General features: G+C 74.2%; 10 protein-coding genes. 6 read left to right on the forward strand and 4 right to left on the reverse strand.

Features of this window, described 5'->3' with window-relative positions:
• Positions 1–123 precede the first annotated feature (123 nt).
• Positions 124–885, forward strand: a complete 762-nt coding sequence (locus BGO46_RS04125; protein ID WP_292672962.1) for an ABC transporter ATP-binding protein — start codon at positions 124–126, stop codon at positions 883–885.
• Positions 882–2,339, forward strand: coding sequence for an FtsX-like permease family protein (locus BGO46_RS04130; protein WP_292672959.1), 1,458 nt, complete (start codon positions 882–884; stop codon positions 2,337–2,339). Before BGO46_RS04125 ends, BGO46_RS04130 begins: the two co-directional genes overlap by 4 nt.
• Positions 2,340–2,355: 16 nt before the next feature.
• On the opposite strand, the gene BGO46_RS04135 is transcribed toward BGO46_RS04130, so the two are convergent.
• Positions 2,356–2,898, reverse strand: coding sequence for a hypothetical protein (locus tag BGO46_RS04135; protein ID WP_292672957.1), 543 nt, complete (start codon positions 2,896–2,898; stop codon positions 2,356–2,358).
• Positions 2,899–3,008: 110 nt separating this feature from the next.
• Between BGO46_RS04135 and BGO46_RS04140 the strand changes: the two genes are divergently transcribed.
• Both BGO46_RS04140 and BGO46_RS04145 read left to right on the forward strand, forming a co-directional pair.
• Positions 3,009–5,483: a glycoside hydrolase family 3 C-terminal domain-containing protein gene (locus BGO46_RS04140; RefSeq protein ID WP_292672955.1), complete on the forward strand. Its 2,475-nt coding sequence runs from the start codon at positions 3,009–3,011 to the stop codon at positions 5,481–5,483.
• A 560-nt stretch (positions 5,484–6,043) separates the two neighbouring features.
• Positions 6,044–6,688 carry a 2-phosphosulfolactate phosphatase gene (locus BGO46_RS04145; protein WP_292672953.1) on the forward strand — a complete coding sequence of 215 codons (645 nt, stop codon included), beginning with the start codon at positions 6,044–6,046 and terminating at the stop codon, positions 6,686–6,688.
• Positions 6,689–6,697: 9 nt separating this feature from the next.
• On the opposite strand, the gene BGO46_RS04150 is transcribed toward BGO46_RS04145, so the two are convergent.
• The 3 genes from BGO46_RS04150 to BGO46_RS04160 form a co-directional block, all read right to left on the reverse strand.
• Positions 6,698–7,192: a SprT-like domain-containing protein gene (locus tag BGO46_RS04150; RefSeq protein ID WP_292672951.1), complete on the reverse strand. Its 495-nt coding sequence runs from the start codon at positions 7,190–7,192 to the stop codon at positions 6,698–6,700.
• Positions 7,193–7,241: 49 nt separating this feature from the next.
• Positions 7,242–7,769 carry a hypothetical protein gene (locus tag BGO46_RS04155; protein WP_292672950.1) on the reverse strand — a complete coding sequence of 176 codons (528 nt, stop codon included), beginning with the start codon at positions 7,767–7,769 and terminating at the stop codon, positions 7,242–7,244.
• 109 nt (positions 7,770–7,878) lie between these two features.
• The gene (locus tag BGO46_RS04160) at positions 7,879–8,739 is read right to left on the reverse strand and encodes a fused MFS/spermidine synthase (RefSeq protein WP_292672949.1); all 861 of its coding nucleotides are present in this window, start codon (positions 8,737–8,739) and stop codon (positions 7,879–7,881) included.
• 552 nt (positions 8,740–9,291) lie between these two features.
• Between BGO46_RS04160 and BGO46_RS04165 the strand changes: the two genes are divergently transcribed.
• Positions 9,292–10,047, forward strand: coding sequence for a 5-oxoprolinase subunit PxpA (locus tag BGO46_RS04165; RefSeq protein ID WP_292672948.1), 756 nt, complete (start codon positions 9,292–9,294; stop codon positions 10,045–10,047).
• Between the two features lie 186 nt (positions 10,048–10,233).
• On the forward strand, positions 10,234–12,210 hold the full coding sequence (locus BGO46_RS04170; protein ID WP_292672947.1) for an urea amidolyase family protein: 1,977 nt from the start codon (positions 10,234–10,236) through the stop codon (positions 12,208–12,210).
• Positions 12,211–12,305 lie beyond the last annotated feature (95 nt).

The raw sequence follows: 12,305 nt of genomic DNA on the forward strand, positions 1-12,305 counted from the left end.
CCAGCCCCACCGAGCAGTGTTTCGGTACGCCGGCGGCGCGAGACCGACATCATCCTGCAGATGTACGCGCCCGCGACCCGCGGCCGACGCGGCGCGCGCCCGCCCGTCCGTAGCGTCGATGGCATGGAGATCACGACGACAGAGATGGGCCTGGCGGCCCGTGTACAAGGCCTCAGCAAGACCTACGGCGCGGGGGAGAGCGGCGTCCGCGCGCTCGACGACGTGAGCGTCGGCATCCGCCGCGGCGAGTTCACCGCGATCATGGGGCCGTCCGGCTCGGGAAAGTCGACCCTCATGCACATCATGGCGGGACTGGATGCCCCCTCGAGCGGCCGCGCCTGGATCGGCGACACCGAGATCACGGGCCTCGGCGACACCGAGCTGACGATCCTGCGCCGCCGCCGCGTCGGCTTCGTGTTCCAGGCGTTCAACCTCGTCCCGACCCTCGATGCGCTCGGCAACATCCTGCTGCCGTTCGACCTCGACGGCCGCACCCCGAGTGCGCTCGAGCGCTCGCGCATCGAGGGCCTCATCGACTCGCTCGGCCTGCGCGCACGGCTGCAGCACCGCCCGCACGAGCTGTCTGGAGGGCAGCAGCAGCGCGTCGCGATCGCCCGTGCCCTCGCGACGGCGCCCGACCTTGTTTTCGCCGACGAGCCGACGGGCAACCTCGACTCCCGCTCGAGCCGCGAGGTGCTGACCCTGCTCGCCGCCGCGAGCCGCGACCACGGGCAGTCGATCGCGATGGTCACGCACGACCCGGTCGCGGCCTCGCACGCCGATCGCGTGCTGTTCCTCGGTGACGGCCGGGTTGTCGCCGACAAGCCGCGCCAGAGCGCCGAGCAGGTCTCGGCGTTCATGCTCGCGGCGGAGGTGGCGGCATGACCGCCGTGGCGGCGATTGACACGCGGATGCCCCGCTCCGCGACGCGTTCCTGGGCGTGGCTGCGCGAGCGCGGCATGGGCGCGACGGTGCTCGTCGCCGGCATCTCGGCCGCGTTCGGCGTGCTGCTGCTGAGCGCGACGGGATACCTCGGCGCGTGGATCTCCGCCGACCCGTACGTCGGCGGCGGCGACACGGCCACGATCGTCATCGGCATCCTCAGCGTTCTGCTCATCGGCGTCGCGATCTACGTCGCGGCGATCGTGACCGCCAACACGTTCGCGACGATCGTCGCGGGGCGCACGCGCCGCATCGCTCTGTTGCGCCTGATCGGAGCGTCGGCCCGCTCGCAGCGCGCCGAGGTCGCCCGCCAGGGGCTCGTCGTCGGCGTCATCGGCGCCGTCGCGGGCCTCGTCGGCGGCACCGCGGTCGCGGCGGTGCTGATGCGATGGGCGGATGCCGCGCTCGGCATCACGACCGACTACGCCGTGCTGCAGCCCGTCCTCCTCGTCCCCGCCGTCGCGGTCGCCCTCACGACCTGGATCGGCGCGTGGAGCGGCTCGCGGCGCGTGCTCACCGTCACGCCGTTGCAGGCGATCGCGGGCTCGGCGCCCCGGTCAGCCGGCGAGGCGACGGCGGGCCGCGCGCGCCCGATCGGGGCCATCAGCCTGTTCATCGCGGGCGGAGCGTTGCTTGTCCTCGGCATCCTCGTCGGACTCGTCACCCCGCTCGGGGTGGTCGTCGCCTTCTTCGGCGGCATCCTGTCGTTCACCGGCCTCGCGCTCGGATCGGTGCTCATCATGCCGCGGCTGCTGCGCCTGACGGGGCGCCTGTTCGGCCGCTCGGCGACCGCGCGTCTCGCGGCGCAGAACGCGCTGCGCTACCCGGAACGCTCGAGCCGCATGGCGATCGGAGTCGTGATGGGCGTGACCCTCGTCGTCATGTTCGCCGTCGCGACCGAGTCGACGAAGGCGCTCATGTCGGCCTCGGCGGGCGGCGCGCCGACGCCGGAGATAGGCAGCCTGCTCGACACGTTCGGCGCGATCATGATGGGCCTCGTCGCTGTCTCGGCCGTCATCGCGGGGGTCGGCCTGGTCAACCTCCTGACGATCGGCGTCGTGCAGCGCCGCCGCGAACTGGGCCTGCTGCGCGCGCTGGGTCTGACGTCGGCGCAGGTGCGCCGCGTGGTGCTGCTCGAGGCGGTGCACGTGACGATCACGGCGCTCGTGTTCGGACTCGTGCTCGGCACGCTGTACGGCTGGATCGCGGCGCAGTCGCTGTTCGGCTCGGTGCCAATTCCGCCGGAATGGACCTCGCCGACCTTCGTCGCGCCGGCCCTGCCGTGGCTGCCGATCGCGGTCGTGGTCGTGGCGACGGCTGTGCTCACGCTCGTCGCCGCCGTCGTCCCGACGCGCCTCGCGACCCGCGTCACCGCCGTCGAGGCGCTCGCCGAGTAGGCGGCGCGGCGCGCGCTCAGCCGGTCGGGGCGGATGCCTCGGCCGGCGCGTCGTCGTCGCCGGAGAGCTCCGGGTCGTACGCCCACGTCGGGGCGAGCGCGCGCAGCCGCGCACCGCGCCACTGCCACGTCGCCCACAGCACGGGCCACAGCGCGGGCGCGGCGGCTCCACCGATCACGAGACGCTCGCGCCACAGGGTCTTCGTCGGGTCGGCGGGCGCAGGCGAGACCGCCATCTGGTGGTCCCACACATCGAGCGCCGCGAGCGGGCCGGTCAGCGGGATGCCACTGTCGCGCAGCACGCGCACCGGCCCACGCGCGTCCTGGGTGTACCGCTCGCTCACGTGGATCAGCTGGTCGCCGAAGGGCACGGTGCCGCCGAGCGTGACGCGCACCGGCACGTCGGCGCCGGGCGCGAGCGTGGTGGGCAGCCCCGCGGCATCCATCGGCGTCAGCTGCATCAGCGGACCGTAGAGCTCGGCGAGGGCGCGCGGTGAGTGCAGCGCGCGCCAGGCGGCGTCGGCGTCGCAGTCGAGCACGAGCTTCAGCAGGATCCGCATGCGCCTAGTCTCGCATCGCAGATTCTTGCGTGCGACCATTCGATTTCTCGGTGTTTGCCGCTACCATGGGAGCGCTCCCACAGTCGTTTCGATCCACGAGGTACCACCCCATGCCCCAGCCCGCCGCCATCGAATCCGGCGACCGCTCGCACGCGCTGCAGCCGGTCGAGTCCGTCGCGCAGATCTCGGTGCTGCTGCAAGACACCGACCCGACGTTGGACCCTGCGCTCGCGGCATCCGCGCGCACGGCCGCCGGTGAAGGCGTCGTGCTGTTGCGCAACGAGGGCGTGCTGCCGCTGCCTGCGGCGGATGCCGGCGCGGTCGCCGTCTTCGGACGCGTGCAGATCGACTGGTTCGCGGTCGGCTACGGTTCGGGCGGTGACGTCAAGGTGCCGTACGTGTGGAACCTGGTCGCGGGCCTGCGTGACGCGGGCGTCGCCGTCGATGAAGAGCTCGCGACCGTCTACCGTGAGTGGAGCGCCGCCAACCGGCCGAGCCTCGACGGCACCTGGGGCACGTGGCCGCACCACTTCGCCGAGATGCCGCTCGATCCGGCCCTCGCCGTTGCGGCTGCGACTCGGGCTGATACCGCTGTCGTCGTGATCGGTCGCGCGGCCGGCGAGGCGCGCGAGAGCATCCTCGAGCCGGGCAGCTACTACCTCACGGGCGACGAGCGGGCGATGCTCGACGCCGTCACGGCCGCGTTCGAGAAGGTCGCCGTCGTGCTCGACGCCGGCAACGTCATGGACCTCGGCTGGCTCGAAGAGTACGGCGACCGCATCGGCGCCGTGCTCTACGCGTGGCAGGGCGGCATGGAGGGCGGCCGCGCCGTCGCCGGCGTGCTCGCGGGTGAGACCGCCCCGAGCGGGCGGCTCACCGACACGATCGCGCGCAGCTACGCCGACTATCCCAGCGCGCCGAACTTCGGCGACCCGCTCGTCGGCGTCTACGCCGAGGACGTCTTCGTCGGCTACCGCTACTTCGAGACCTTCGCGCCCGAGCGCGTGCTGTTCCCGTTCGGCTTCGGCCTCGGGTACACGACGTTCGCCATCGACGTCGTGGAACAGACGACGGATGCCGGTGTCTTCCGCGCCGTCGTCGAGGTGCGCAACACCGGGGCGGTCCACGCGGGCAAGGAGGTCGTGCAGGTCTACGTGGGTGCGCCGGTCGACGCTCGCTTGTCGCAGCCGGTCAAGCGCCTCGCCGCGTTCGCGAAGACGGGCGAGCTCGCGCCGGGCCAGTCGCAGCGGCTCGAGCTCACGTTCGACCTCGCCGACTTCGCGTCGTACGACGACTCCGGCGTGACGGGGCACCGCAGCGCCTACGTCCTCGAGCCGGGGGAGTACCCCGTGTTCCTCGGCACCGACGTGCGCCGGGCGACGCAGGTCGCGGCATTCGACGTGGCCGAGCTGCAGGTCGTGCGGCAGCTGACGGAGGCATCCGCGGCATCCCCTCTCGTGCCCTTCGACCGGATGATCGTCACCCGTGGCGCCGATGGTCGCGCTGTCGTCGGCTGGGAGGCCGTGCCGACCGCGACCGTCGACCGCGCGACGCGCGTGCTCGCGGAGCTGCCGGCGGAGCTTGAGCCGACCGGCTACCGGGGCATCCGTCTGGATGATGTCGCGTCGGGTGCGGCGACCCTCGACGCGTTCGTCGCGCAGCTGTCCGATGCGGAACTTGCGCTGCTCGCCCGCGGCGACGTCACGATGCACAGCCCGCTGGGAGCGCCCGGCAACGCGGGCGTGCTCGGCGGGGTCTCGCCGTCGCTGCGCGACAAGGGTGTGCGGCCGATCACGACGACCGACGGGCCGAGCGGGATCCGGCTCGCGGCGTACGCGTCGCTGCTGCCGTCCGGGACGGCGCTTGCCTCGACGTGGAACCCCGCGCTCGTGCAGGAGCTCGCCGCGCTGCACGGCCAGGAGATGGTGCGCAAGGGGTCGGATGTGCTGCTGAGTCCCGGCATGAACATCCACCGCGACCCGCTGTGCGGGCGCAACTTCGAGTACTTCTCCGAAGATCCGCTGGTCACCGGCCGGATCGGCGGCGCGGTCGTGCGTGGCGTGCAGTCGGCGGGCGTCTCGGCGTGCCCGAAGCACTTCGCGGCGAACAACCAGGAGACCAACCGCACGCGGCACGACTCGCGCGTGTCCGAGCGGGCGCTGCGCGAGATCTACCTGCGCGGGTTCGAACTGTGCGTGCGCGAGGCGGCGCCGCGGGCGATCATGACGTCGTACAACAAGATCAACGGCGTGTGGGCGCACTACAACTACGACCTGGTGACCGTGATCCTGCGCGGCGAGTGGGGCTATCAGGGCGCCGTCATGACCGACTGGTGGATGGAGGACGCCGTCGACCCGGATTTCCCCGCGCTGTCCGACAACGCGTACCGCGTGCGCGCGCAGGTCGACGTGCTCATGCCGGGCGGCGTGAAGACGGATGCCGGGCCGCAGGCCTACGCCGACGACACGATCCTCGAGTCGCTCGCCCGCGACGGCGGCCTGACCCGCGGCGAACTGCAGCGCGGCGCCCGCAACGTGCTGGGGCTCGTGCTCGCCCTCGCCCCGGTGGTCGACGCGCGGGGGTGAGGCCGGGCGGGCGCTCGGGGCGGGGCCGCGTGCGCCGCGCACCGGCGGCTCGTCGCCCGGCCGTCCGAACTGCAAGGGTTCGCGCGCGACACGCCCGCCCGTGCGACGCCGGCGCGGCGTGTCGCGGCTGAGGCCTTGCAGTTGCGTTTGTGGCGCGTCCGCCGCTGGCGCCCCGCGGCTCATCCGTCGCTCCCGCGGCCCGGCCTCCCGCGGCACCGCCACACCCGTGGCCTGCTGCCCACCGGCGGCCCGCGCCGCAATAACTCAGGAGTGGCGCACCCCGCGGCGCCCGCCACCCCCGGAGTCTCGCGGGAGCGCGGCGGCGCGGGCATCGGAGTTCCTGAGTTATTGCGGCGGCTCGGCCCCCCCGGCGCACGGGCTGACCCGCGGGTCTGCCTCCCGCGGCGCTACGCCGCCCGAGGCCCCGCGCAATAACTCAGGAGTGGCGCACCCCGCGGCGCCCGCCACCCCCGGAGTCTCGCGGGAGCGCGGCGGCGCGGGCATCGGAGTTCCTGAGTTATTGCGGCGGGCCGGCCGCGACCGCCGCCTACGCTGGAGCGGTGAGCACGCCGTTCGACCAGTCCCGCTACCAGATCCGCTTCGAGTGGGGCGTCGACGGACTCGACCGGCTCGCGGCGTCCGACATCGTCGTCGTGGTCGATGTGCTGCGCTTCAGCTCGACCGTCGCCGACCGCGTCGCGGCAGGTGAGCGGGTGCCACTGGATGCCGCGGCCCATGCCGGCTCCCTGAATGGTGCGCGCGTCGCAGCCCACGCGGCGGCCGCCCCGCATGCGCCCGTCGTTCTGCTCGGATGCCTGCGCAACGCGTCCGCTGTTGCTCGCGAGGTGCTCGCCGAGCAGACCCGCCGCGCGGCGCGGACGAGCGTCGCGGTCATCGCCGCCGGGGAACTCACGGGGCGCGAGCCCGGCGCGCCGCTGCGGTTCGCTGTCGAAGACCTGCTCGGCGCGGGCGCCGTCATCGACGCGATCGGTGCGCTCGGGCTCGACCACACGTCGCCCGAGGCTGCGGCCGCGTGCGAGGCGCACCGCGGCCTCGCCCGCGCGACCCGGCACCTGCTGACCTCGAGCGGGTCGGGTCAGGAGCTCCTTGCCAGCGACCTGCGCGACGAGACCCTCCACGCCGCGCAACTGGACGCCGTGGCATCCGTACCGGTCCTGCGCGACGGCGCCTTCGTCGCGGCCTGACCCGCCGCCCTACTCGCCGCGCGGGGTCATCGCCGCGAGGCGGGTCGCGGGGGTGATCTCGCGGCGCGTCCACGTGAACAGGAAGCGCTCGTCGAAGCGCCGCGAGCACTTCGCACACGACGTCGCCCGCGTGGTCTTGCGATGCCGGTAAGCGACGTGCCCGGCCGGACATACGCCGACCCACGGCGCGAGCTCGGTCGCTGTCTCGCCGTGGTGGGTCACTCCACCCGTATAGCCGAGGCCGCGCGCCGTGCGCTTCCACACCGCGCCGTGGCCGGCTCGCGCGCCCGCGAGCGCGTGCGCGATCTCGTGCAGCAGCGTCTGGCGGTTGGTCTCGTCGTCGTACCGCGCCGACAGATAGCGCGACAGCGTGACGCGCTGCCGCGTGTAGTCGCAGGCTCCCGCCCGCCGCTTCGCGTTGTCGAACGCGAAGGTCCACGACGGGTCGAGGTGCGTCGCGATGAGCGCTTCCGCCTCGCGCCGCACGGCCAGCAGATCAGACATCGGAGACTCGTTCGGTCATGCCCGACAGGTTAGAACGAACCTGCGACACTCAGCTGGCAACCGCGGCGCCCGTGCGCCGTCGCTCGGCCGCCTCGATCGCCAGGAGCGTCGACTCGAGCTGGTCCTCGGGCGCGCCGGCCTCTTGTCGCAGGAACAGCGACCGCTTGAAATCGGCCCGCGCGTTGACGTAGTCACCCGCGTCGTAGAGCACCTTGCCGCGGTGCTGATACGCGAACGCCCCGAGCGCCGCCCACTTCTGCCCGTCCGCTTCTTCGGCACAGGTCGTGAGCTCCTGAACGGCGGCGTCGTACGAGCCGCGCATCTGCAGCACCGTCGCGTGGAGCACCCGCGCGCGTAGCAGGTCCTTGCGGGTCCCGCCCATGCGCGCCACGCGCACCGACTGCTCCGAGACGACGAGCGCGTCGTCGAGCTTGTCGAGGACCTTCAGCAGCCACACCCGCTCGAGCAGTGCCTGCAGCGAGCGCTGGTCGCCGAGATCGGCGAGCCGCTCGCGGCACTGGGCGACGTCGACGATCTCGCGGAGAGTCTGCGGATCGTATCCCTGGATGTAGCTCATCGTCATCCCCTTTCGTGCGCGGGAGGTTCGCCTGTCCAGTGTCGCCCGGCTCCTCAGCCATCCGCCGACCCGGCCCGGCGTGCCGCCGAGACCATACGAAAGTCGGAGGTCAGCGCTCGAAGATGGATGCCGAGGGCTTCGGCGACGGGGTCGCGTCGGCATCCGTCATGATCGCCGCCGACCGCACGAACTCGTCGATCTCGTCGCCCTGCGCGACCTTCGCGGGGTGCGGTCCGGCGGCCATCAGGCGCGGCAGCCACTCGACGGGGAGGGGCGAGGCGGATGCCGCGATGACGAGATTCCCGAACCGGCGGCCCTTCAGCGTCTGCACCTCGGCGAGCACGATCGTCTCGGGCAGCACGGCGCGCACGGTCGCGACCTGGCGGCGCGCGAAGGCGAGCCCCGCGCCGTCGGCGACGTTGACCAGCAGCACGCCGCCGGGAGCGAGCAGCCCCGCGAGCACGCGGTAGTACTCGACCGTCGTCAGATGGGCGGGGGTCTGCGCGCCGGCGAAGACGTCCGAGACCACGAGGTCGGCGGCGCCCTGGAGCCCCGCCGGCAGCTTACTCGCGACCGCGCGGGCGTCGCCGATGCGCACGCGCAGCTGCGCCCAGCGCGGCAGGGGCAGCTGCTCGCGCACGAGGTCGATGAGCGCCTGCTCGAGCTCGATGACCTGCTGGCGCGAGCCGGGACGCGTGTGCTCGACATAGCGGGGGAGCGTCAGCGCGCCGCCGCCGAGGTGGATCGCGGTCAGGGGCTGTCCGGGCATCCGCAGCCGGTCGATGACGGCGGCCATGCGTCCGACGTACTCGAAGTGCAGGTGCGTCGGGTCTTCGAGGTCGACGTGCGACTGCGGCGTGCCGTCGACTTCGAGCTCGTAGCCGCCGGCGAACCGACTCGGTGTGACCGAAGCCATGCTGCCGTCGGACAGGCGCACCTGCGCCGGCTTCTCGACGTGTGCGCGGGCCATGCTCTCAGGCTACCGGGGTCGGCGGGGTGGCCGCCGGGGCGGGTGGCGGTGGGCGGGCTGTTCGCAATTCAGTCTCCGCGCCGCGGCGCGGCGGCGGCAGCCGCGGAATTGCGCGGGCGGCGGGCGCGCCGGGGTGAGTCCCAGACTGAATTGCGAACGGTGGGTGGACCATAACTCAGGCAGAAGCAGCCGCGGCGGGCGGATATCGGGGTACGAGGCGGGGTTCTGCCTGAGTTATGCGCCGGGCGGGGCCGGGCTGGGCCGGGATGCACCGCGCCGGGCCGGGTGTCGCGCGTGGCTGCGGCGGGCGGGCTGTTCGTAATTCAGTCTGCGCGCGGCGGCGCGGCGGCGGCAGCCGCGGATTTCCGCGGGCGGCGGGCGCGTCTGGTGCCGACGAGACTGAGTTGCGAACGGTGGGCGGACCGTAACTCAGGCAGATTCCGCTCTCGCGGCCCACAACCGGGGTGCGGGGAGGGTTTCTGCCTGAGTTATGCGCCGGGTGGGGCGCACCAGGTGGGGTGGGGCGCCGGGCGGGGCGGGTACGGTGGCCGCATGACCGCGATCGACCTGAATGCCGACCTAGGCGAGACTGTCGACGGCGCCCCGACGGCCGACGACGCCGGGCTGTTCGCGGTCATCTCGAGCGCTTCCGTCGCGAGCGGCGGTCACGCGGGCGACGCGGCGTCGATGCGTGAGGCCGTTGCGCGGGCGGCGCAGCGCGGCGTCGCGGTGGGCGGGCATCCGTCGTACCCCGACCGCGCCGGGTTCGGGCGCACGCGCCTCGCGCTGCCGACCGCCGACCTGCGCGCGGCGGTCGCGGGGCAGCTCAACGCCCTCGTCGCGGCGGGTGCCGACCTCCGGTATGTCAAGCCGCACGGCGCGCTGTACCACGCCGTCCGCGACGATGCCGAGCAGGCGGATGCCCTGGCGGCCGCCGTCGCCGACGTGTCGGGCCGACTCGGACGGGCCCTGCCGATCCTGGGTCTGCCGGGCGCGATCGAGGGGGCGGCGGCGCGGGCGGGACTGGGCTTTCGGCTGGAGGCGTTCCTCGACCGCGGCTACCGCGCGGACGGATCGCTCGTGCCGCGCGGCGCCGCAGGCGACTTGCTGCACGACCCGGCGGAGGTCGCCTCCCGCGCCGTCCGCCTCGCAACGGAGGGAGTCGTCGTCGCGATCGACGGGACGCTCGTGCAGACGGATGCCGTGTCGCTGTGCGTCCACGGCGACTCGCCCGGAGCCGTCGCGATGGCCCGCGCCGTGCGCGCCGCGCTCGTGGCGGCGGGAGTCGAGATCCGGGCGCCGTGGTGAGCAGGCGATGGATGCCTCGTGGGGCCGGGCGTCGTGGTGAGCGGGCGGCGGTTGCCGCGAGGGCCGGGCGTGCGATGACGGGCGTCTGCGGGACGAGTGGGCGGCGGAAGCCGCTGGGGGCGGGCGCGCGATGACGGGCATCCGCGGGACGAGCGGACGACGGGTGCCGCGTGGGGAGAGCGGGCGATGACGGGCATCCGCCTGCTGCCGTTCGGCGACCGGGGCATGCTCGTCGAGGTCGACTCGCTCGAGGAGGTGCTCGCGCTGCACGCGCGGCTCGCGGCATTGCGCCCCGAGGGCGTCGTCGACCTCGTGCCCGCCGCCCGGACGGTGCTCGTCCACGTCGATCCGACGCGGCTGAGCCTCGCCGCGGCGCGCGCCTGGATCGCCCGCGCGGGCGAGGTGACCGCGCCGCCGGCGCGCACGGGCGCGGTCGTGGAACTGCCGATCGTGTACGACGGACCCGATCTCGACGAGGTCGCCGAAGCCCTGGGCATCCGCCCGGACGAACTCATCGAGCGCCACGCCGCGTGCGAGTGGACGGTCGCCTTCACAGGATTCGCGCCGGGGTTCGGCTACCTCGCGAGCGCGGACTGGCCGTACGACATCGCGCGGCGCGCGAGTCCGCGCACGCGCGTTCCAGCCGGAGCGGTCGGTCTCGCCGGCGCGTTCGCCGGCGCATACCCGCGCGAGACCCCCGGCGGCTGGCAGCTCATCGGGACGACCCCCGCTCCGCTGTTCGACCCTGCGGGCGACCCTCCCGCGCTGCTCGCGCCGGGCGCCCGCGTGCGGTTCGTCGCGGCCCCCGCGTCGCCCGACCCGAGGCTCCACGCCGCCGCGCGTGCCGCCGCCGACGCGCCCAACCCCGTGGCGCTCCCCGCCGTCGCCGGGCCTGCGGCCGCTGCGGTGCCCGCCGCCGGGCGTGCCGCCGCCGCGGCTGCCGGTGCGCCCGCTGCCGCGGCGCTCCCCACCGCGCCGGCCGTCGGCCTGCCGGCTGCCGCGGCCCCTGACCCCACCGCGCCGCCCGGCCCCGCCGGGCCGACCGCCGCCCCCACGACCGCCCCCGTGCCGGCGACCCCGGCCGCCCCCGCGTCGGCGACCCCCACAGCACCCACCCCGACACCGAAACTGCAGTGGCGCACCGAAACAGCATCCGCCGACCGCAGTCTCGGTGCACCACTGCAGTCTCGAGGCCAGGGCCAGGGCGAGGGCCAGGGCCAGGGCCCGGCCCGAGGAGGCCGGGGGAGCCCGGCGTTCGCCGCCATCGAGCCGGGGCTGCGCGCGACGCTGCAGGACCAGGGGCGGCCGGGGCACGCGGCGGAGGGCATCGCGGCATCCGGAGCCGCCGACCGCGCCGCACTGCGGACGGCCAACCGGCTCGTCGGCAACCCCGAGGATGCCGCGGGCATCGAGATCACGATGGGTGGGTTCCGCGCCGTCGCGCGGGCCGACCTCCACGTCGTCGTTGCGGGAGCGTGGGGGCCGATCCGCATCGACGGCCGCGCCGTCGATCCCTACACGGCGCACCCCTGGTCGAGCGGCACCGAACTGCACGTCGACTGGTTCGCGCACGGCGCGCGCGGCTACCTCGCCGTGCGCGGAGGACTCGCACCGGCGGATGCCCGTGCGATCGTCGACTCCTTCGCGACCGACACGCTCTCGGGGCTCGGCCCCGCGGCGCTGCGCGCGGGCGACGTGGTCACGCTCGCGGGAACGCCGCTCACGCCGATCCCGCCCGACGACCTCCACCCGTGGAGCCCGCCCGCCGACGCCCTCCTCGAGATCGCGCTCGCTCCCGGCCCCCGCGCCGACTGGTTCGCCGCCGCCCCCAACCCAACCGCCACAGCCGCCGCCGCAACCCACGCCGCCGACATCCCAACCGCCCTCTTCGAGACCATCTGGACGGTGTCGAATCAGGCCGACCGCGTCGGCATCCGTCTCGACGGGCCGCCGCTGACGCGCACCCGCGCGGGCGAACTGCCGAGCGAAGGCATGCTGCCGGGTGCGATCCAGGTGCCGCCCGATGGGCATCCGGTCATCCTCGGCCCCGACGGTCCGGTGACGGGCGGCTACCCCGTCATCGCCGTGGTTGCGGATGCCTCGCGCGACGCCCTCGCACAAGCCCGCCCCGGCACCCGCCTGCGCTTTCGCCACGCCCACTGACCCCCGCCGCCGGTCACACCCGACCCCCCGGCCCCGCCTGCCGGCCCCGCCTGCCGGTCACGCGCGCCAGCCCCGCCCCGCCCGACCCGCCCGCC

It is taken from the genome of Microbacterium sp. 70-16, from assembly GCF_001898315.1.
Classification (GTDB): domain Bacteria; phylum Actinomycetota; class Actinomycetes; order Actinomycetales; family Microbacteriaceae; genus Microbacterium.